Source organism: Corallococcus sp. AB045 (assembly GCF_003668895.1).
Lineage (GTDB): Bacteria > Myxococcota > Myxococcia > Myxococcales > Myxococcaceae > Corallococcus > Corallococcus coralloides.
Genome location: NZ_RAWN01000169.1, coordinates 1 through 20,820 on the forward strand (window position 1 = coordinate 1; position 20,820 = coordinate 20,820).

The 20,820-nt window shown below is 71.2% G+C and carries 21 protein-coding genes; 16 read left to right on the forward strand and 5 right to left on the reverse strand.

Features of this window, described 5'->3' with window-relative positions:
- Positions 1-1,222 (reverse strand): serine/threonine-protein kinase (locus D7Y21_RS30955; protein WP_147469423.1); only part of this gene is annotated, 1,222 nt, incomplete at its 3' end.
- A gap of 148 nt (positions 1,223-1,370) precedes the next feature.
- Complete coding sequence (locus D7Y21_RS30960; protein ID WP_121717425.1) at positions 1,371-2,000, reverse strand: DUF4142 domain-containing protein; 630 nt, start codon at positions 1,998-2,000, stop codon at positions 1,371-1,373.
- Positions 2,001-2,292: 292 nt separating this feature from the next.
- Between D7Y21_RS30960 and D7Y21_RS30965 the strand changes: the two genes are divergently transcribed.
- Genes D7Y21_RS30965 through D7Y21_RS31020 form a run of 12 tightly spaced genes read left to right on the forward strand, consistent with a single transcriptional unit; the run spans position 2,293 to position 13,818 of the window.
- Complete coding sequence (locus D7Y21_RS30965) at positions 2,293-3,375, forward strand: hypothetical protein (protein ID WP_120565530.1); 1,083 nt, start codon at positions 2,293-2,295, stop codon at positions 3,373-3,375.
- On the forward strand, positions 3,372-3,920 hold the full coding sequence (locus D7Y21_RS30970; protein WP_120565529.1) for a peptidylprolyl isomerase: 549 nt from the start codon (positions 3,372-3,374) through the stop codon (positions 3,918-3,920). The genes D7Y21_RS30965 and D7Y21_RS30970 overlap by 4 nt, the downstream gene beginning before the upstream one ends.
- Before the next feature lie 3 nt (positions 3,921-3,923).
- Complete coding sequence (locus D7Y21_RS30975; protein ID WP_121717427.1) at positions 3,924-6,005, forward strand: OmpA family protein; 2,082 nt, start codon at positions 3,924-3,926, stop codon at positions 6,003-6,005.
- A 9-nt stretch (positions 6,006-6,014) separates the two neighbouring features.
- On the forward strand, positions 6,015-6,518 hold the full coding sequence (locus D7Y21_RS30980) for a hypothetical protein (RefSeq protein ID WP_199724547.1): 504 nt from the start codon (positions 6,015-6,017) through the stop codon (positions 6,516-6,518).
- A gap of 22 nt (positions 6,519-6,540) precedes the next feature.
- Positions 6,541-7,113, forward strand: coding sequence for a hypothetical protein (locus D7Y21_RS30985; protein WP_120565527.1), 573 nt, complete (start codon positions 6,541-6,543; stop codon positions 7,111-7,113).
- Between the two features lie 18 nt (positions 7,114-7,131).
- Positions 7,132-7,722, forward strand: a complete 591-nt coding sequence (locus tag D7Y21_RS30990; protein WP_199724546.1) for a hypothetical protein — start codon at positions 7,132-7,134, stop codon at positions 7,720-7,722.
- A 19-nt stretch (positions 7,723-7,741) separates the two neighbouring features.
- A complete protein-coding gene (locus D7Y21_RS30995) occupies positions 7,742-8,692 on the forward strand; it encodes a hypothetical protein (protein ID WP_121717429.1) in 951 nt (316 codons plus the stop codon).
- Complete coding sequence (locus tag D7Y21_RS31000; protein WP_147443294.1) at positions 8,685-9,350, forward strand: hypothetical protein; 666 nt, start codon at positions 8,685-8,687, stop codon at positions 9,348-9,350. Before D7Y21_RS30995 ends, D7Y21_RS31000 begins: the two co-directional genes overlap by 8 nt.
- A complete protein-coding gene (locus D7Y21_RS31005; protein ID WP_120565524.1) occupies positions 9,347-10,078 on the forward strand; it encodes a PASTA domain-containing protein in 732 nt (243 codons plus the stop codon). Before D7Y21_RS31000 ends, D7Y21_RS31005 begins: the two co-directional genes overlap by 4 nt.
- Before the next feature lie 3 nt (positions 10,079-10,081).
- Positions 10,082-10,750 carry a PASTA domain-containing protein gene (locus D7Y21_RS31010; RefSeq protein WP_120619957.1) on the forward strand — a complete coding sequence of 223 codons (669 nt, stop codon included), beginning with the start codon at positions 10,082-10,084 and terminating at the stop codon, positions 10,748-10,750.
- Positions 10,751-10,787: 37 nt separating this feature from the next.
- Positions 10,788-11,204 (forward strand): PASTA domain-containing protein, encoded by a 417-nt coding sequence (locus D7Y21_RS31015; RefSeq protein WP_121717431.1) that lies wholly within the window; start codon positions 10,788-10,790, stop codon positions 11,202-11,204.
- A gap of 52 nt (positions 11,205-11,256) precedes the next feature.
- A complete protein-coding gene (locus D7Y21_RS31020) occupies positions 11,257-13,818 on the forward strand; it encodes an RNA helicase (RefSeq protein WP_121717433.1) in 2,562 nt (853 codons plus the stop codon).
- A 6-nt stretch (positions 13,819-13,824) separates the two neighbouring features.
- Here the strand turns inward: D7Y21_RS31020 and D7Y21_RS31025 are convergent, their stop codons facing one another.
- Positions 13,825-14,109, reverse strand: coding sequence for a LysR family transcriptional regulator (locus tag D7Y21_RS31025; protein ID WP_120565520.1), 285 nt, complete (start codon positions 14,107-14,109; stop codon positions 13,825-13,827).
- A 101-nt stretch (positions 14,110-14,210) separates the two neighbouring features.
- Between D7Y21_RS31025 and map the strand changes: the two genes are divergently transcribed.
- Both map and D7Y21_RS31035 read left to right on the forward strand, forming a co-directional pair.
- A complete protein-coding gene (gene map, locus D7Y21_RS31030) occupies positions 14,211-15,002 on the forward strand; it encodes a type I methionyl aminopeptidase (RefSeq protein WP_121717435.1) in 792 nt (263 codons plus the stop codon).
- Positions 15,003-15,122: 120 nt separating this feature from the next.
- Positions 15,123-16,040 (forward strand): YeiH family protein, encoded by a 918-nt coding sequence (locus D7Y21_RS31035; RefSeq protein ID WP_121717437.1) that lies wholly within the window; start codon positions 15,123-15,125, stop codon positions 16,038-16,040.
- A gap of 72 nt (positions 16,041-16,112) precedes the next feature.
- On the opposite strand, the gene D7Y21_RS31040 is transcribed toward D7Y21_RS31035, so the two are convergent.
- Entirely contained in the window at positions 16,113-17,027 is a 915-nt protein-coding gene (locus tag D7Y21_RS31040; protein ID WP_120565517.1) for a LysR family transcriptional regulator, read from the reverse strand.
- A 133-nt stretch (positions 17,028-17,160) separates the two neighbouring features.
- On the opposite strand from D7Y21_RS31040, the gene mltG reads away from it, so the two are divergent.
- Together mltG and D7Y21_RS31050 are read left to right on the forward strand one after the other, a co-directional pair.
- Entirely contained in the window at positions 17,161-18,177 is a 1,017-nt protein-coding gene (gene mltG, locus D7Y21_RS31045; RefSeq protein ID WP_121717439.1) for an endolytic transglycosylase MltG, read from the forward strand.
- Between the two features lie 9 nt (positions 18,178-18,186).
- The gene (locus D7Y21_RS31050) at positions 18,187-19,881 is read left to right on the forward strand and encodes an ATP-binding protein (protein WP_121717441.1); all 1,695 of its coding nucleotides are present in this window, start codon (positions 18,187-18,189) and stop codon (positions 19,879-19,881) included.
- A gap of 5 nt (positions 19,882-19,886) precedes the next feature.
- On the opposite strand, the gene D7Y21_RS31055 is transcribed toward D7Y21_RS31050, so the two are convergent.
- A partial coding sequence (locus D7Y21_RS31055; protein ID WP_304988577.1) for a hypothetical protein occupies positions 19,887-20,820 on the reverse strand: 934 nt, incomplete at its 5' end.

Here is a 20,820-nt window from a genome sequence, read left to right on the forward strand (position 1 = left end):
GGGGCTGGGCCGGGGGATTCACCACGACGACGGCGGGCGGCGTCACGCCCGGGCGCTTCCAGAAGAAGGCGACCGCGAACGCGATGATGACCGCCATCCCCACGGCCACGGCCACCGGCCACTTCGGGCGGGCGGGGGCCAGCGGCTGCGCGGCCAGGGACGCCGTCTCCGGTCCGGAAGGAGGGGGGGACGTATCTCGGCCGGCGTGGGGACGCATGCCCACCGTGGGGATGTGCTCCTCGCGGTCCGGCGGACGCGGCACCGACGGCGGGGCCGTGGGATTGGCGGGGCGAGCGCGCTGCTCTGGCTTCACCTCCGAGAGCGACTGGAGCGGGCTGCCCGTCAGCTCCAGGATGAACGAGCCCACGTCCGGGTAGCGGTCATCCGGCTTCTTCGCCATCGCGCGGGAGATGGCCGTCACCACGTGCGGCGGCGTCTGGGGCGCCAGCGTCAGGAGCGGCGGGGGCTCCAGGTGGACGATCTGGTAGATGAGCTCCGCGACGTTGTCGCCGGAGTAGGGCGGCCGGCCCGCGAGCATCTCGTAGACGATGCAGCCGAACGCGAAGAGGTCCGTGCGCGCGTCCACGTTGCTGTTGTGGCCCATGGCCTGCTCAGGGGCCATGTACTGCGGCGTCCCCATCAGCACGGAGTCCAGCGTCTGCACCGTGCTCGAGTCCACGAGCTTGGAGATGCCGAAGTCGAGCAGCTTCACGCGCTCGCCCACGACGCCGCCCGCTTCCGTGGGCACGAGGAACACGTTGCCCGGCTTCAGGTCGCGGTGCACCACGCCCGCACGGTGCGCCACCTGGAGCGCCGCGCCCATCTGCCGCGAGATGGAGAAGACCTCCTCCAGCGGCAGCTGCTTCTGCTTGCGCAGCCGGCGCGACAGGCCCTCACCGCGCAGGTACTCCATCACCATGAAGGGCGTGCCGTCCTCCAGGGTATCGAAGTCCAGCACCTCCACGATGTTCGGGTGCCCCAGCCGGGAGGCGATCTCCGCCTCGCGCCGGAAGCGCACCGCCACTTCTTCCGACAGCTCCTCCGCGCCGTGCAGCACCTTGATGGCGACCTGCTTGCCCGGCAGGCGCAGGTGGCGCGCGAGGAACACCGCGCCCATGCCGCCCTTGCCCAGCACGGTGCCAATCTCATACGTGGAGCGCAGGACCCGGCCCGTCGTCAGCGGCTCGCTCTGCGCGGAGGTCGGTTCGGTTGGCTTTTGCATCGGCGGTCCAAATTCCTACTAAACCGGTCCGACACGATTGGAAAGCACCTGGGTCGAATCCTCCCCCACGGGTCGTATGCACAGGCTCGGGCTCTCAGGTTCTGAGAGCCCGAGCTGTATTTTTATCCAGAGACGGAAAGCGCTCCGGCTACGGCGTGGCGGGTGGGAGTACCAGGTTCGACTGGATGTCCCCCGCGGCGTCGATGTGCTGCTGCACGGCCTGCCGCTCGGTGAGCGCCTCCTGCGCGAGGGCCGTGTTGGTGATCTGCGTCGTCAGCAGGCTGTCGGAGAGGAAGGCGACTTGGGTGTGCGCGTCGAGCTGCGCGCTGATCAGCGCCAGGTCGAGCGCGGTGCCCGCGGCCGGTGCGTTCGGACCGGCGAGGACCTGCATCAACTCCTGGACCTCCGTCTGCAATTGGAGGCTCAGGGCGGAGTCCTCGGGCGTGATGCCCTGGTCCGCGAGCACCGCGTCCAGCCGTTGTTTCACGGCGGTGTGCTCCGTCACCATCTGGTTGTTGAAGTCGATCACGGCCTGCGTGGTGGCGAGCGGCGCGGCGTACTGGCCCAGCATCACCTCGCCCTCGTTGGCCACCTGCAGGACGCGGGCGATCTGCGCGTCGGTGAGCGTCAGCAGCACGCCCGCGTCGGTGCCCGCGTCCGGGACCTGCTGCTGTGGCACGTCCTGCGGCGTCGGATCCTTCGCCTCGCTTCCGCACCCGTAACCCAGCGCCAGCGCGCCCGCCAGCAGTGTCCCCATCCAGAATTTCGCTGTCCGCATGTCCAACCCCCATGAATGTCGCGGGGGCAGGATGGGGAGGCCCTCCGTCCATGGCCATGCGCGCTTCAGCCGTTGCCAGTGTGCCTGTGAGCACAGACCCGGCAGGCAGGGCGTCAGGCGCGTCCCGCCGGCCCAGGCCCACCCGGATGTTTCACGGGCGTGTATCAGCCCGCGTCATGACGGAGGAGGTTGGATCCCGAGGAGCGAGCGGGCATTTCTCAGACATTGGTAAACGCCTCACACCTCGCGAATCGTTGACAGTAAAACACCGGATGGTGTCTCGTGTTTCCAGATGAACGGTTCACGGCGCGTCACTGTTCTCTCCTTTCACCGAGGCTCCGCGAGCATCGTCCGCGCCCTGGTGCCCCACTTCGATCTGCCCCCGGCGGAGCTCGCCGCGCGGCTGTTCCGCGCCCCCGCGGTGCTGGCGGGAGGGCTGCCCGAGGAGCTCGCCAGGAGTCTGTCGGAGGTGCTGGGCAACGCCGGCCTGCGCGTGGTCGTGGAGCCGGATGACGCGCCCCTTCCTCCCCCCGCCGGGCAGACCTACGACGTGGCCCTGTACCTGCGTGACGGCGGGCGCTTCCGTGAGGTTTCCACGGAGCTGGCGGCCGTCCTGGGCTGTCCCCTGGCGGACGCCGCCGCGGCGCTCTGCGCCACGCCTCCCACGGTGCTCGGCTCCGTCTCCCAGGCCACGGTGGACGCGCTCCGGGAGCGCTTCGCCCCGCTGGGCGCGGAGGTGGACGCCAGCCATCCGCCCACGGCCCGCTATGACGTCTTCGCCACGGAAGCGGTCAGCCTCGCGGTGGTCCGCTCGGCGCTGGAGGCGCAGGGCGTGACTCCGGGTGAGCCTCCGCTGGTGGCCCGGGACCTCTCGCATGAGCAGGCGGAGCGCGTGTGGCGGGAGCTGGGAGCGCGGGGTGGGGTGCGGTTGTTGGACCACGCCTTCCAGCGCTTCGACGTCAGCCTCCTGGAGGCCCCCTCCGACGCCGGCTTCCCGGAGCTGCTGGTGCGTGAGACCGGCATGCCCCCGGCGCTGGTGCCGAAGGTGCTCAAGCGGCTGCCGGTGGTGCTGCACACGGGACTGTCGCGCGCGGACGTGGTGGCGCGCACCGCTCCCCTGGAGGCCGCAGGCGCGAAGCTGGCCGTGCAGCTCCTCAACTTCCGCAGCTTCCGCCTGACGGTGGAGGACTCGAAGGACCCCGCCGGGGCCGCGGAGCTGCTGGCCCCGGTGCTGGGGCTGCCCGCCAACGAGGCGCGCACCGCGCTCTCCCGGCTGCCGCATACCTTCCAGCCCGCGGTGGGGGACACGCGCGCACGCTGGCTCGTCGCGGAGCTGAAAGCGCGGGGCACGCGGGCCTCCCTGGTGGCCCAGTGAGCTCCCTCGCGCTCCACTTCCGCGTGGCGGAGCAGGGCAAGGTGTTCGCGCTGGCCAGCCGGCATGACGAGGCGCTGCGCCACTACCGGGAAGCGCTGCGGCTGGCCGCGCTCCAGGGCGGCTCCGACGTCTGCCAGCGTCACTATGCGTGGTGCGTGCTCGAGTCGCTGGAGCGCTCGGGGGCCCACGAGGCCGTCATCTCCTTCTGCCAGCGCGTGGAGGCCCACTACCAGCAGCAGCCTCCCACGAGCGACCTGGCCCTCCTGGACCTGGCCGCGCACCACGAGCGGCACGGCCTGGCGCTGGCGAAGCTGGGCCGGCTGGCGGAGGCGCGCACCCGGCTGGAGTCCGCGGTGGCGCTGGCCGGCGCCGGGCGGCTCCCGCTGTCGGAGCGGGTGCTGGGCTGGGCGCGGTCCGGGCTGCACGTGGACGCGCGCCGCATCACGCTGGAGCAGGACCGTCACGCCTACTGGGTCGTCCGTCCGGACACCGTTCGTCCCGAAGTCGCCGTCTCACTTCCTCCCGTTGCTTCACCCCTGGGGTAGACCATGCCGAAAGCAGGGAAGATCCTCGCGGATCTCAACATCTCCGATTTCATCCGGGACATGGGGCTCGCCATCGCCGAGGCCCAGACCAAGCTGGACACCAACAGCGTGGATCAGACGCTGCGCATGGGGCAGACCGTCCTGCCGGGCATGACGCAGAACCTGCTGTCGCTGGGGCTGCGGCCGGCCTTCTACCACTTCCAGTACGCCGACCTGGAGGTGAACCTCAACGTCTACTACTCGACCACCGTCGACGTGGACGTCAACTTCAACTACGACCGGGAGAACGAGTCGAGCGAGTACAGCCTCGAGACGTCCTCCGCCAGCGGCAGCGCCACCCTCACCGTGCAGGACGGCGAGGGCATTCCCCCGTACGCGTGTCTGGCGTTGGTGGCCAACGCGCCGGGCCACCTCACGGTGGGCACCACCAGCTACGCGCTGGACGGCGGCGTGGGGCCCAACAGCACCGGCCTGCCCGTCGCCCGCCAGGACACGCTGTGGGAGACGGCGCAGGAGCTGCTCGTGGCCCTGCGCAACAACTCCTCCTGGACCAACCAGGCCGCGGGAGACCTGGGCGGCGTCTTCATGGACTGGGAGATGCAGTCGGGCGTCACCGCCAGCACCACCCGCCCGGACCTCTACGCCATCAACCGCTCGGTCATCACCGTGCGCACCTCGCCGCAGGCGGCGCCCGGCGACAACCTGGTCATCGCGCGGCTGGGCAGCGTGACGCCCGCGCCCGCGCTGCTGCTGCCGGCCACCAACGGCACGCGCTACACCAGCACCGCGGCGACGGTGGGCGCGGCGCTGGCGGACATTGGCCAGCAGGTGGACCCGGCGGCCTTCGTCGTCGTCTCCGGCGCTGACTGCAACCGGGCCCTCTACTTCGACACCGACATCCACGACGTGCCCACCACCACCTACGGCACGGACCGCGAGCCCTCCGCCGTGCTCGACGCGGTGGCGGCGCTGCTGGCGGAGAATCCGTCCGCCTCGCTGGTGCTGGAGGGCTGGGCGGACCTGCGCACCCCGCCGGCCCCTGGCTACAACCAGCGCCTGTCGCAGAAGCGCGCGGACTACGTCCTGCGGGCGCTGACGTCGCGGGGCGTGGCGGCCAGCAGGCTCACGGCCCGGGGCATGGGCGCGACGGTCGACTTCAGCGGCTCCGACCTGGCGGCCAACCGGCGCGTCGTCTTCAAGTTCGCCGGCGTGCCTGCGGCGCTGGTGGCCCGCACCGTCGCGGCCACGGCCGCCTTCGACCCCACGGGCGCGGACCGGGAGGCCCGCATCGTGCCGCGCACGCGCGCCGCGGCGAACGCGCCCACCACGGCCGTCGTCACCTTCCGCGGCACGGACTTCACCCAGGGCACCACCTTCGCGGTGGGCGCCACCGCCGAGTCCACCGCCGCCAACCTGGCCCGCGCCATCCGCGACGCCAACGCCAACACCGCCTTCGGCGCCTTCGCGCGCGGGGACCGCGTCTACCTGTACGGCACCGGTGACCACGCCCTGTTCACCCTGTTCGCGCGCACGCCCACCGCGCCGGTCCTGTCCGCCGCGGGCTCCATCCGCGTGGCCCGCCGCTTCGGCGACGGCCGCCCGCCGGCCTCGCCCCAGCCGCGCGACACCGTCGTCATCGACAACGTGCAGCTGGTGGCCGTGGAGACCGGCGTCGCCCCGCAGCCCGGGCAGTTCACGCTGGGGGTGACGGCCGCGGACACGGCGCGCAACCTGGCCGCCGCCATCACGGCGGGCTCCAGCTCCGGCCTGCTGGCCGCGGGCCTCCAGGCCCAGTCCGCGGGCAACATCGTCACCGTCTCCGGCCCCTCCGGCACCATGCTGGGCACCAGCAACCCCGCCGCCTTCCTGCTGTCGGCCAACCGCATCGCCGGCAAGCCGTCCGCGGACCGCGAGGAGAGCTCCGAGCGCGAGCTGCGCGCCCTCAACGTGGATGCGCACCTGGCCGTGAAGTACGAGCTGAGCGTGTCCGGCAGCTCGACCATCAAGGCCCGCCTGGTGGCGGTGCCCGCGCCGCCCCAGTTCCTCCAGGCCATCGGCGACTACCTCCAGCGCTGGTACCCGTAAGGAGGCCCCATGCCAGGAAACAACACCACGCAGGGCCAGCGCGCGATGATGACGGTGCTGGACGCGCCGCTGCCGGAGCTCATCGAGCGGCTCGGGCGCGCGGTGGCGGACGCGCAGCACGCGCTGGACGTCAACTCGCTGGACATCGCGAAGCGCATGTCCGAGCGCACCGTGGACCTGGGCGACGGGCAGCTGTGGAGCCTGCTCGCGCTCGGCTTCACGCCCACGTTCTACGCCTTTGCCGAGGCCACGCTCGAGGCGAAGCTCACCTTCACCATCCGCGAGTCCACGGAGTTCTCCGTGGGCGGCGGCGTGACGGGCGGCATGGCCGGCGTCTTCTCCGTGACGGTCAACGCCGAGTACAGCCGCAAGTATGGCTTCGAGGTGCAGGGCGCCAGCTCCATCGCCGCGCGGCTGGTGTCGCTGCCCCCGCCCGCGCGCCTGCACCAGCTGCTCAACGAGATCGCCGCCCAGCCGCCCGTCCCCGCGGCCTCCACCAACACTCCCGCCTGAAGCGCGCAAGGACCCAGACACCATGCCCAACGTCGGTCAGGAACTGCTGAACGTCCCCATGGGGGACATGATTCGTGAGATGGCGACCGCCATCGCCGAGGCGCAGCTCGAGCTGGACAAGAGCGGGATGCTCGTCGCGGAGATGATGAGCGGCGAGGCGCTGCTGCGGGACGCCGACGGGAACATCCAACTGGACGGCTCCGGCAAGCCCATCCGGGTGGACACCAAGGTGTCCTTCGCGGGCACGCCCTCGTCCATGATGGAGCTGGGCTTCGCGCCCAACTTCTACCAGTTCGTGGACACCATCATCGAGGTGAAGATCGCCATCAAGATGACGGAGAGCACGGAGAGCAAGGTGGCGATGCAGTCCACCACGCGGACGGCCGGCGGGCTGCGCCTCTTCAAGCGCGGCGGCGCGCCCCAGGCCGTGGTGACGACCGTGGATGCCAGCTACACGCGCAAGTACGACTACAGCGTGGAGGGCTCCAGCCTGCTGCGCACCAAGCTGGTGCCGGTGCCTCCGCCGGCCCTCTTCGAGGAGCGGGTTCGCGCGCTCATCGCGTCCAGGGCCGGCACCACGCCCACCACGAAGTAGCCCGGGAGCGCGCGCACCATGCCCACCAACTCCATTGGTCAGGATCTGCTCAACGTCCCCTTCGGGGAGATGGTCCGCAACCTGGGCAACGCCATCGCGGATGCCCAGTACGCGCTGGACAGCTCATCGCTGAAGATCGCCCAGCTCATGGCGGGCTACCGCATCGACGACAGCGGCAACGCCGTGCGGGACGGGGCCGGCTTCGTGAAGCTGGGGACCACCGAGTACCCGCTGCTCCTGCTCGGCTTCACGCCCACGTTCTACCAGTTCGTGGAGACCATCATCGAAGTGAAGATGGAGATCTCCATGCACGAGTCCACGGACGACTCGACCCAGACGCGCGACCGCAAGGTGGACCGCGACAAGGGCATCCTCACCACGCTGGTGAAGGGCCACAAGAGCCACGTCACCACCGTCACGGCCAAGCACTCGCAGAAGTACAGCTATTCCGCCGAGGGCTCGAGCCTCATCCGCACCAAGCTGGTGCCCATCCCCCCGCCCGCGGCGCTCCAGCAGATCTGCGCGGAGATCGCCAAGAGCCTCAAGGGCACCGCGGAGGGCGAGGCCGTCAGCGGGAAGATCGACACCGCCGTGGGCAACGTCACCTGACGAAGGAGGGGCGCCGCGCATGTCACACGTCCGTTGGGAAGACCTGCTCGAGGAGGACGCCGCCGGGGCCCCCGACGACGCTGGTGCGTCCGCTCCTGTTCCGGGAGCGGACACGTCCGCGGCGGCGCCCGTGCCCTCGCTGGATCAGGTGGCCGCCAGCGACCCGGAGCTGGCGGCGCTGCTGAAGGAGCGCCGGCAGCTCGAAGACACGATGAAGGCGCTGAGCGGCGTGCAGGAAGCGCCCGTGGACGAGCGGCTGGCGAAGCAGTTCCCCGTCGTCCAGCACACGCCGGAGTCGCGCATCGCGGAGCGCAAGCAGCACGAGCGGGACACCGCGCGGCGGCTGCTGGAGCAGAAGCTGTACGCCCGGCGCCGGACGGAGGCGGAGGAGGCCGAGCGGGTGGAGGCACTGCGCCGCGAGCGCCTGGAGACGGGGAAGGCGGCCCGGCGTCAGGCGCAGAAGCAGCAGACGCTGCGCCAGCAGTGGGCGCGCAAGGCGCGTGAGCGCGCGAAGCTGGCGACGCGGCTGGCGCAGCGCGTCCTGGAGTCTCCGGGCCGGGGGCGCATGACCCTGGGCGAGCTGGGGTCCGCGACCCGGCGGCTGTCGGACGCGGCGGAGGAGGCGCGTTCGGCGGCGCGCAAGCCCCTCGCGCTGGAGAAGGGCCAGGCGCTGCCCTCGCTCGGGCAGGTGGGCCGGGCCCTGGTGGGGCGCGGCGGGCTCACGGTAGGGAAGGTGGAGAAGGGGGTGGCGGTGGCGCGCGAGCTTCGGGGGATGGATCCCCGCTCGATGGACACCGAGGCCCTGATGATGCGCGGACTGGCGATGGCCGGCATGGACATGGAGTCCATGGAGCAGCGGATGGACATGGAGATGGAGCGCGCCGGCATGGGCATGGACGACATGGACGCACGCGACACGGCACGTGACGCGCGGCGGGAACGCGGGCGCCAGGGAGCGCGGGATGAGTGACACGACACAGCAGGCGCAGGAGTTGTTCGGCACGCTGGACGAGTACCTGCTCGAGCTGGCCGACGGCTTGGCGAAGGCCCAGCAGGAGCTGGGGGGCATCTCCGCGGCCGGCGCCCCCGGCCGCCAGTTCACCTACTACGTGCCGAAGCTGGAGTTCGAGCTGCGGATGGACCTGCGCGTGGAGACGTCCACCACCACCACCGGACCGGTGGCCACCGGGAAGATCCTGAAGATGCGGCCCGTGCGGCTGGCGGACGTGGCCTCTTCGCAGACGAAGACGGAGATCGTCAGCGTGATCCGCGGCAGCTTCGTCGCGGTGCCGGCCAACGAGGGCCTGCCTCCCGTGGTGCTGGACGCCCGGTGCGTCATCGGCGACGGGGGCGTGCCGGGCGTGGTGGTGCGCGTGCGCAACGCGGCGGGCGAGGCCCTGCCGGGCGTGGAGGTGGAGTTCAACCTGGACCGGCGGACGACGCAGTCGCTGTCCGGCGTGGCGCCGCTGGCGGGCACGGACGTGGTGCTCGCGGTGGTGAGGACGGACGCGGCCGGGGAGGCGCGGACGACGCTGCGCGTGGCGGCCGGCGAGCAGGCCCGCATCCTGGCGCTCACGGTGGATGCCGCGTCGCGGACGCTGGCGCTGTCCTGCGAGGTGCCTCGATGAAGGTCCGGGCCGTGTTCCACAAGGCCACGGGAGTCCCCGTGGCGGGAATGAAGGTGGCGTGGTGGGTCCCCGCGAAGGCGGGCACCTTCGAGCTGCGCGACACCGGGGTGACGAACCAGGAGGGCGTGCTGGAGATGGAGGTCACCAGCGCCACCTTCGGCTCCCACCTCCGGCTGGACTCCGCCGGGGTGGCCACCTTCCCGGTGAAGATGAGCAGCACCCTCATCGACTACGGGACGATGGTGGTCCTGGAGCCCGCGAGGGAGGGCATCCGCGCCGTGTCCTCCGCGGCGGTGGAGCCCACCAAGGAGCCCGCTCAGGAACAGGCCACGTCCCTGGTGCTGTCCGACAAGTTGAAGTCGGCGGGCCAGCAGATTGAAGCGGTGCGCGCGTCTCTGACGACGGTGCGGTTGAGCACCGTGCGCGTGCGGTGGACGGAGACGACGCCCGAGGGCGTGACGGAGGCGGAGGCCCAGTTCGTGGAGCAGTCTCCCGCCGCGCCCGAGCCGGGCGACGCGCCCGCCCGCGAGGTGCCAGGCTTCCTGGGGCTGACGGCCTCGGCGGCCCGGCGGCGCGCGGCGGAGGCGGGGCTGCGGGTGGACCTGATGCCGCTCTTCGTCAAGGAGCCCGGGCAGTGGGGGCGCGTGCTGCGGCAGATTCCGGAGCCCGGCAAGCCGCTCGCTTCGGGCCCCGTGCAGTTGATCATTGGCCAGGCGATGGAGGGCTGAACCATGGCGGATTCGAATGACGTCCCCCAACTGGAGGCGCTGAGCGCGCCGCTGGGCGCGTTGATCTCGTCGGTGGGCCGCGGCGTGGCGGAGGCGCAGCGGGAGCTGGACGCGGCGACCATCGAACGGATCCGCGAGCTCTACGCCTCGGACGAGGACCTGGCGGTGGAGCTGCAGCGCATCGGCTACCGGCCGACCTGGTACCACATCCCCGAGGCCGAGGCGGAGATCGCCGTGGCGCTGTCCATCACCGCGGAGGAGCGGACGGATGGACGGACGCGGCTGAAGATGTACGGCGCGCCCATGGACGCCAGCTACACCAACCGCTTCGCCTACAACCTGACGGCGCAGTCGCGGCTGAAGTTCCGGGTGGTGCCGGTGCCGCCTTCGCCCCAGGCGGAGGCGCTGGTGGTGGTGCCAGCGGTGGTGGGCAAGACGGTGGCCGACGCGCGGCTGCTGCTGTCCGCCATCGGCGTGCCCCACCGGTTCCCTGACGGCGCGAAGGACGCAGCCTTGGTCACCGCGGCTTCGGCCGAGCCGGGGACGCTGCTGCCGCGCGGCACCGAGCTGGTGCTCACCGTGCAAGCCACCGGGGGCGGGAAGCTCCCCCCCACCAGCACGCCCACCCGCTCGCCCGTCCTGGAGTCCACGACGCCCGGGACGCTGAAGTGAGCCGGGGGGCCACGCCACGGTGGAGGCCCCTGGCGCGATGAGCGACGCCATCGACCTGGAGGCCCTGCTGGTGGACCTGCGTGAGTCGCTCGCGCGGGTCCAGGCGCGGCTCGGCGCCGGCCCCATCGTGCTCGGGCCGGTGGAGCTGGAGCTGCACGGCGGGGTCACCGCGGACGGGACGGGAATGCACTTCACCCCTGGAGGCCCCGGCGAGGTGCGGGCCCTCTTCGTCCAGCAGGGCCCCGAGGTGACACCGCCCCCCGCGCCGGAGCTGCTGGGCCTGACGCGGAGCGCCGCCGTGCGCAAGGCCCGCCTGGCCGGAGCCTCGCTGGAGGTGACGGACGTGCCCTGCCTGTCGCAGGAGCAGGCGGGGCGGGTGTGCTGGCAGCGCCCTGCGGCCGGCGGACCCCTGACGGAGGGTCACATCGCGGTGGGACTGTACGTTTCCCGCTGAGCCGCGCGATTTTTCACGGTGGCCCCAGCGCCAACCCCTAGAGTCAGGGCCGATGAGTGCCTCCGCCGACACCCGCGCCCCGCTCGCCGCCCTGCTGCCGAAGCCCGGCGAGCCCCCTCTCGATGCCGACGAGATCCTCAACCGCTTCGTGGGCTACGTGGCCACGAACGGCCTGAGCCTGTACTCCGCCCAGGAGGAGGCCATCCTGGAGCTCTTGAGCGACAAGCACCTGTTCCTCAAGACGCCCACGGGCTCCGGCAAGTCGCTGGTGGCCATGGCGCTCCACTTCAAGGCCATGGCCGAGGGCAAGGTGTCGTTCTACACGTGCCCCATCAAGGCGCTGGTGAACGAGAAGTTCTTCGCGCTCTCCAAGGCCTTCGGCCCGGAGAACGTGGGCATGCTGACGGGCGACGCGTCCATCAACCGCGAGGCGCCCATCCTCTGCTGCACGGCGGAGATTCTTTCGAACCTCGCGCTGCGTGACGCCTCCGCGCGCGTGGACGCGGTGGTGATGGACGAGTTCCACTACTACTCCGACAAGGAGCGCGGGGTGGCCTGGCAGATTCCGCTGCTGGCGCTGCCCAAGACGCAGTTCCTGCTGATGTCCGCCACGCTGGGCGACACGCACGTCATCGAGCAGAGCCTGGAGAAGCTCACCGGCCGCGAGGTGGCCACGGTGCGCAGCTCCGAGCGCCCCGTGCCGCTGGACTTCGACTTCCGCGAGGTGCCGCTGCACGAGACCATCCAGGACCTCATCGCGCGCGGGAAGTACCCCGTGTACCTGGTGAACTTCACGCAGCGGGCCGCGGCCGAGCAGGCGCAGAATTTGATGTCCGTGGACTTCAACACGAAGGAGGAGAAGGAGGAGATCCGCCAGGCGCTGCTGGACGCCCCCTTCGACACGCCCTACGGCAAGGACTTCCAGCGCTTCCTGCGCCACGGCATCGGCATGCACCACGCGGGCCTGCTGCCCAAGTACCGCCTGCTGGTGGAGAAGCTGGCGCAGCAGGGCCTGCTCAAGGTCATCAGCGGCACGGACACGCTGGGCGTGGGCGTGAACATCCCCATCCGCACGGTGCTCTTCACGCAGTTGTTCAAGTTCAACGGCGAGAAGCTGACGACGTTGAGCGTGCGCGACTTCAAGCAGATCTCCGGCCGCGCGGGCCGCAAGGGCTTCGACACCGAGGGCAGCGTGGTGGCGCAGGCCCCGGAGTACATGATTGAAAACATCCGCCAGGCGGCGAAGGAGGCCGCGGGCAAGAAGAAGTCGCCCAAGGCGAAGCCGCCGCAGAAGGGCTTCGTGCAGTACGACAAGAGCACCTTCGAGCGGCTCCAGAACGGAATGCCGGAGCCGCTGGAGTCGCGCTTCGACGTGAGCCACGGCCTGTTGCTCAACCTGCTCCAGAGCGACAAGACGGAGGGCAGTGGCGGCTACAAGCGGCTGGTGCAGTTGGTGATGCGCTCGCACAGCTCCGACTACACGAAGAAGAAGCTGCTGAAGGACGCGGCGATGTACTTCCGCACGCTGCGCGACGCGGGCATCGTGAAGGTGGTGCAGTGGGAGAAGCACTCGGCGACGGTGGAGGTGTCGGAGGACCTTCAGCGCGACTTCAGCCTCAACCACACGCTGTCCCTGTACCTGCATGAGACGCTGGAGCTGTTGGACCCCACGCTGGACACGTACGCGCTGGACGTCGTCACGCTGGTGGAGTCCATCCTGGAGAACCCGGACGTGGTGCTGTACGCGCAGCTGCACCAGCTGAAGGGGGAGAAGATCCAGGAGATGAAGGCGCGGGGCGTGGAGTACGACGACCGCATGGAGGAGCTGGAGAAGCTGGAGTGGCCCAAGCCGAACCGTGAGTTCGTCTACGGCACCTTCAACGCCTTCGCGAAGAAGCACCCGTGGGTGGGCGAGGAGAACATCCGGCCCAAGTCCATTGTCCGGGACATGTTCGAGCGCTTCATGTCCTTCCACGACTACGTGCGCGAGTACGGCCTGCAGCGCAGCGAGGGCGTGCTGCTGCGCTACGTGGGTGACGTCTACAAGTCGCTGGTGCAGACGGTGCCGGAGAAGTTCCGCAACGAGGACCTGGACGACATCCTCGACCACCTTCGCGCGACGCTGCGTCAGGTGGACTCCAGCCTCCTGGACGAGTGGGAGCGGATGCGCAATCCGGAGGCCCCCGTCGAAGTGAAGCCGGTGGTGGACCTCAAGCCCAAGGAGCTCACGGAGGACCCCAAGGCCTTCGCCGCGCGCGTGCGCGAGGAGCTGCACCGGCTGCTGCGCGCGCTGGGCCAGCGCCGCTACCTGGACGCGCTGGGCATGCTGGACAACGCGCTGGGCGAGTGGACCGCGCCGAAGCTGGAGCAGGCCATGGCGCCGTACTTCGAGGAGCACAAGCTGGTGGTGCTCACGCCCCAGGCGCGCAAGCCGGCGAACACGCAGCTCAAGGAGGCAGGCACGCGCCAGTGGGAGGCCCAGCAGCGCATCATGGACCCGGAGGGCCATGGGGACTGGGTCATCGACTGTGAAATTGACCTGCGTGGCCGGCGCATGGACGACGGCCCCATCCTGATGCTGCGCCGGATTGGCGGCATGGCCGCCTGGTCGTAGTCGCGGTCAGGCCGGGGGCGGCTTCGTGCTCCCGGCCGCCTCGCGCACGGTGCGAGCGGCGGTCTCCACCTCCGCGAGGATGCGGCGCGCGTGGTGGAGCAGGGCCTCGCCGGTGGGCAGGAGGCGCATACCCCGGGGGACGCGCTCGAAGAGGGGCGTGCCCAGCTCATCCTCCAGGGCGAGGATGTGACGGCTGAGCGGCGGCTGGGTGATGTGCAGCCGGAGCGCGGCCCGGCCCACGTGGCCCTCTTCCGCCACCGCGACGAAGGACTGGAGGTGCGTGATGCTCACGCGCGGGAGGTTAGCGTGAGTCGTGCGCGCCGTGCACGCAGGCCGCGTCATGCCAGAACAGCATTGGACGCTCCGGACGGGCGGGTGCCACCTTGCCCGGCATGGGAATTCCCCTCTTCAAGGGCAGTGAAGTGGAACGGCTGCGGCTCGCGGGCCGCGCGGCGGCGGGCACGTTGGCGCACGTGGGGTCCCGGCTCCAGCCGGGCGTGACGACGGCGGACATCGACGCGTGGGTTCGCGAGGACACGGCGCGGCGGGGTGGGACGCCCAGCCAGCTGGGCTACAAGGGCTTCCCGGCCACGGTGTGCACCAGCCGCAACCACGTGGTGTGCCATGGCATCCCGCGCACGGATGAAGTGCTGAAGCCCGGCGACATCGTCAACGTGGACGTGACGACGCACCTGGACGGCTTCCACGGCGACACGTCCGCCACGTTCATGATTGGCGAGGTCTCCGCGGACGCGAAGCACGTCGTGGACGTGGCGCGGCGCTGCCGGGACGTGGGCGTGTCCGTGGTGCGGCACGGCGCGCGGCTGGGGGACATTGGCGCGGCGGTGATGGCGCTGGCGAAGGCGGAGGGGTGCAGCGTGGTGGAGGAGTTCGGGGGCCACGGCATCGGCAGGCAGATGCACGGGGAGCCGCACGTGCCTCACGTGGCCAAGGCGGGCACGGGCATCACGCTGAAGTCGGGGATGGTCATCACCATCGAGCCCATGATCAACCTGGGGCGGCCGGACATCCGGATGATGGCGGACGGGTGGACCGTCGTGACCGCGGACGGCAGCCTGTCCGCCCAGTTCGAGCACACCGTGCTCGTCACCCGCGACGGCTGTGAAGTCCTCACGCCCAACGAGCTGTCCCTGCTCATCCCCGTGAGCCATCCAGAAAGCTGATGCCTTATCGCATCTGACATCTGGTGTCCGGAGGCCGCCGGGCGCATCTCCTGGCGCATGGAAACGCCTCCGCCGCTTCCCGTTGTCCGTCCCCAGGCATGGACGGCAGGACATGTCCTGGTGCCGCTGTGCGCGGCGCTCTGCCTGCTTCCTGCCGTCTCCACCGGCGTGGCCCTGCTCGCGGGGCTGTGCGTGGCCCTGACCGTGGGCAATCCGTTCGCCGCGACGACGCGGGCCCTGACGCCCCGGCTGTTGTCCCTGGCGGTGGTGGGGCTGGGCGCGGGCATGGACCTGCGCACGGTGCTCGCGGCGGGGCGTGAGGGACTGGGCTACACGGTGGTGGGCATCGCGCTGTGCCTGACGCTGGGCGTGGGGCTCGCCCGGCTGCTCGGTGTTCCCCGCGTGACGGGGCTGCTGATCAGCGTGGGCACGGCCATCTGCGGCGGGAGCGCCATCGCGGCGGTGGTGCCGGTGCTGCGGCCCCAGGAGCATGAGACGTCCGTGGCCCTGGGCACGGTGTTCCTGCTCAACGCGGTGGCCCTGTTCGTCTTCCCCGTCGTGGGCCACGCGGTGGGCCTGACGCCGCACCAGTTCGGACTGTGGTGCGCGATGGCCATCCACGACACCAGCTCCGTGGTGGGCGCGGCGCTGCGCTACGGCCCCGAGGCCCTGGCGGTGGCCACGCCCGTGAAGCTGGCGCGGGCCCTGTGGATCCTCCCGCTGACGGTGGGCCTGGCCGCATGGCGGCGTCGCGAAGGCCACGCGGTGACGGGCCGGGTGCGCCGGCCGTGGTTCATCGCCGGGTTCCTGGGCGCGGCGGCGGTCGTGACGCTGTTTCCGTCGCTCGAACCGGTGGGGCAGGGCGTGGCGGCCGTCGCCCGGCAACTGCTCGTCGTGACGCTCTTCCTGCTGGGGGCGGGGCTGACGCGCGAGACGCTGCGGGCCGTGGGCCTCCGTCCGCTCGCGCAGGCGGTGGCGCTGTGGCTGCTCATGGCGGGCCTGTGCCTGGGCGCGCTGCTCTTGGGGTTGGCGGCATGAGCCGCGGGCTCAGGGCAGCACCGGAGGCGTGGCGGTCATGGTGCGGCGACTGGGGCGGCGTGAGCCGCGGGCTCAGGGCAGCAGCACCGGGGGCGTGGCGCGGGCATGGCGCAGGAAGCGGCCCGCGGCTCCGGATGGATCATCCACGGGCAGGGCCCAGGAGAACGCTCGCGGGATGCGCAGCCCCGGCACGGGCAACACCTGGAAGCGGCCCAGGGACAGCTCGCCGTCGATGCTCCAGCGGGACAACAGCGCCACGCCCAGGCCCAGGGACACCGCCCGTTTGATCGCCTCGGTGCTGCCCAACTGGAGGTCTCCGCGTCGGGGCCCCTTGCGCACGCCCGCCTTGCGCAGGGCCCGGTCCAGCACGGCGCGCGTGCCGGAGCCCTGCTCCCGCCAGAGCAGCGGCACCTCGCGCAGCGCCTCCATGGTGCGGATCCGCGACCACTCCGCCGGCCCCTGTGCCGAGACCACCGGCACCAGCTCGTCATCCAGGTAGCGCTCCAGCCGGATGCCGGGCGCCCGCGCGTGGCCCTCCACCAGCCCGAGCGGCACCCGGCCCTCCGACAGCCACGTCAGCACCTCGCGTGTATTGCCCACTTCCAGACGGACCTGGAGCTCACGGTGCGTGCGCAGGAAGGACGCCAGCAGGCCCGGCACGATGGCATTGGCCACGGTGGTGCTCGCCGCCAGCGCCAGCTCTCCGGTGAGTGTCTCCTCGGCCGCGATGGCGAGCGCCGCCTCATCCAGCAGGCCATGGATGCGCTGGGCATAGTCGAAGAGTACGCGCCCCGCCGCGTTCAGCCGCACCCCTCGTGCCGTGCGCACGAGGAGCGGTTGGCCACAGTCCGCCTCCAGTTGCCGGACCTGCGCGGTGACGGCGGGCTGTGACAGGTGGAGCAGGCGGGAGGCGGCGGAGATCTGCCCGGTCGAGGCGACGACGCGGAAGGTTTCGAGCCGGCGGGGGTCGACGAACAAGGCCGTCATCCTAGACGAGGCGCGGGGGGAGGGGCGCCTCCATCGCCGGGTGTTGAGAAGGGGGCGCTTGCGTCCGCCTGCCCGGCCGGGCGCACGGTGGTTCTCGTTGGAAGCGTCAGGGCCTTTGATAGGTTGGCGCCCCATGAAGAAGATCCTCGTCGCGCTCCTCGTGCTCATCGTCCTGGCGGTCGCGGGTGCAGGCGGCGTGTTCATGCACTTCCAGAACGCCACCACCGCGCCGCACACGGCGGCGGATCCCGCTCCCAAGGAGTTCGTGGTGAAGAAGGGCGCGTCCGCGCGCTCGCTGGGCCAGCAGCTCCAGTCCCAGGGCTTCCTGGACGACCCCAACGTGTGGCGCTTCCACCTGTGGCGCCGGGGCAGCCTCAACGTGAAGGCAGGCCGCTTCATGCTCAACCCCACCGCCTCCGTCGCGGAATTGGCCAACGCCCTGGAAGGCCAGCCGCTGCCGGAGGACGTGCCCTTCGCGATGATCGAAGGCTGGCGCCTGCGCGACACCGACCAGGTGCTCGCCGCCCAGGGGCTGATCAAACCGGGCGAGTACATCGCCGCGGCCAGCCGCACGAGCAGCTTCGCCGCGCCGTTCCCGCTGCCTGTGCGCAGCCTGGAGGGCTACCTGTACCCGGAGACGTACGGGATCATCGCGGACAACTTCAAGGTGGAGGCGTTCATCCAGCGGCAGATCGACACCTTCCGCGCGCGCTTCTACGACGAGCACAAGGACGAGATCGCCAAGAGCGGCCGGTCGCTGCACGACATCGTCGTGATGGCCTCCATGCTGGAGCGCGAGGAGCCGGTGCCCTCCCAGCGCGCGCTCGTCGCGGGCATCCTCTGGAAGCGCGTGGACAAGGGCTTCCCGCTGGGCGTGGACGCCACCAGCCGCTACGAACTGGCGGAGTGGAACGACCGCAAGGCGTTCCTCAAGCGGCTGCGGGACAACTCGGATCCGTGGAACTCGCGCACCCGCGCGGGCCTGCCGCCGGGCCCCATTGGCGCGCCCACGGTGGACTCGCTACTCGCCGCGCTGCGGCCGGTGAAGAGCGACTACTGGTACTACCTGCATGACGCGCAGAAGGTCCTGCACCCGTCGCGCAACGCGCAGGAGCACGAAGCGCTTCGGGCCAAATACAACGTGTACTGAGGCACCACGATGACGTCCCCGCTCCTGGACCCGAGCCGCCTCCCCACGCCTCCCGTCAGTTCCGAGGCCGCCCTGCGTGAGGAGGTGGCCCAACTGCGCCAGGAGACCGAGCGGCTCCGCCGGCTGCTGGAGACCGCGGCGCAGGTCACCTGGTCGACGGAGCCCGCCAGGGACGCGCTGACGCCCATCTCTCCGTCGTGGACGGCCTTCACCGGCCAGACGGCGGAGCAGCTGCGCAACCAGGGGTGGCTCCTCGCCCTGCACCCGGATGACCGGGCCGGGGCCCTGGCGGCGTGGCAGCGGGCCAAGGCGGGGACGCAGCTCTTCGCCACGCGCTACCGGCTGCGCCGCGTGGATGGCTCGTACGTGTGGATGCTCGCGCGAGGCATGCCCGTGCTGGGGCCGGACGGCTCCGTGCGCGAGTGGGTGGGCACCTGCATCGACATCCAGGCGCAGGCCCTGGGCGAGGAGCGCGCCGCGTTCCTGGCACGGGCCAGCGAGCTGTTCGCGTCGTCGCTGGAGGCCTCCGCCACGCTGGCGTCGCTGGCGAACCTGTCGGTGTCGGCGCTCGCGGACTGGTGCATCGTGGACGTGCTGCTTGCGGACGGCCACTTCGAGCGCGTCCAGGTGGTGGCGGCGGATCCCGCCCAGGCGCCGCTCGCGGCCACCGTGCAGCGGCTGACGCCGATGCCCCAGGAGCGGCCCGTCTATCCTCCCGCGGTGGCGCTGGCGACCGGCCGGTCCACCCTGGTGCCGGAGGTCACGGACGCGGTGATGCAGTCCGTGGCGCAGGACGCGGAGCACCTGGAGACGATGCGGCGGGTGGGCATCCGTTCGCTGCTCACCGTGCCGCTCATGGCCCGGGGCCACATCCTGGGCGCGCTGACCTTCCTGGTCACCACCTCCAGCCGCCGGTATGGCGACGAGGACCTGCGCTTCGCCCAGGAGCTGGCGAACGTGGCCGGGCTCGCGGTGGACAACGCGCGGCTGCTCCAGGGCGCGCGCGAGGCCATCCGCCTGCGCGACGAGTTCCTCTCCGTCGCGAGCCACGAGCTGAAGACACCGCTGACGCCGCTGAGTCTGAAGCTCCAGGCGCTCTCGCGCGCGGTGAAGTCGCATCCGGACTCGCCGCTCGCCCCGATCATCGAGGCCCACGTGGAGACGGGGCACCGCCAGGTCCGCCGGCTCACGGATCTGATGAACGACCTGTTGGACGTGTCGCGCATCAGCGCCGGCACCTTCCGCCTGCAGCGCGAGGAGGTGGACGTCGCGGAGGTGGTGCGCGAGGTGGCCGCTGGCTTCGCGCCGAGGTTCGCCCTGGAGCACTGCGAGTTCCAGGTGGAGGCCCCGGAGTCGGTGCGCGGCTGCTTCGACCGGACGCGGCTGGCGCAGGTGTTGGATCACCTGCTGGACAACGCCCTCAAGTACGGCCCCGGGACGCCGGTGTCCGTGCGGCTCGTGGCGGACGGGCCCGTGGCGCGGCTCACCGTGCACGACGGGGGCATTGGCATCTCGCCGGAGCAGCGGCCCCGCCTCTTCGAGCGCTACGGCCGCGCGGTGTCCGAGCGCCACTATGGCGGCCTGGGCCTGGGGCTCTACCTCACCCGCACCATCGTGGAGGCCGAGGGCGGGCGCGTGTCCCTGGACAGCCGTCTGGGCGAGGGCGCGACGTTCATGGTGGAGCTGCCGCTCACGCGCCCCTGAGTGGCTTAAGGCGCGCTCGTGCCGGGCGGCTGGGGCGACGTCTGGAACATGCCCGCGAGGATGCGCTCGGCCGCGTCCGCGAGCAGATCCCTGGCCATGCGCGTCTCCTCGCCGAAGATGCCGCGCGACGTGTTCGCGTCCAGCACGTGCGTGGCCAGCAGCGAGAACGCCGAGGGCTCGTCGAACGTCGCCTCCGAGGAGAGCACGCGCTTGCCGGGCTGTTGATCCTCCTCGTGGAAGCGCCCCTCCCACGTGTCGCCCAGGGTGATGGAGAAGTATTGCGCGGCCACGTTGCCGGGCCGCGACATGTGCGACGCGGCCACCACGGCGCGCAGCTGGCCGCGCTCCTCGGCGGTCATCTGGCGTTTCCACGCCTCGACGGAGGCGTGCATGGTGTCGATCTGATCCCTCGCCGCGTCCTCGGCGTTCTTCAGGAGGTCCGGCACCCGGGCGTGGATGAACGCGGAGAGCTCCGCCTGCGTCACCCGGTTCGCCGCCAGCACGCCGTCCACGAGCGCGAGCGACGCGTCGAGCAGGCGGTGCTGCCGCGCCAGGGCTTCGGCCGGAAGGCCCCGGCCATCCAGGCTCCCGCGCGAGGCGGTGATGAGGCCGCGCAAGGTGGTGAGCCGCGTGCGGGTCTCGTCATCGAGCGTGTCCTTGCTGGCGAGCAGGACGTGGAGCGCGAGCGGCACGTGGGTGACGGCCTTGTACTCGTGGTAGTGGCGCGTGCGCGCGGGCGCTTCGAAGCGCTGGCCGCGCATGCGCAGGATGAGCACGTCGTCGATCTGCGCGATGACGGGCCCCATGCGGGACAGCACGGCCTCACGGCGCGCGGCGTATGCGTCGCGGAACGCCTGGTTGAGCACGGAGAGCGGATCCGCGGGCTCCAGCGCCACGGTTCGCGCGACCTCGGAGGGCGGCTCGGGAGGAGGGGAAGGG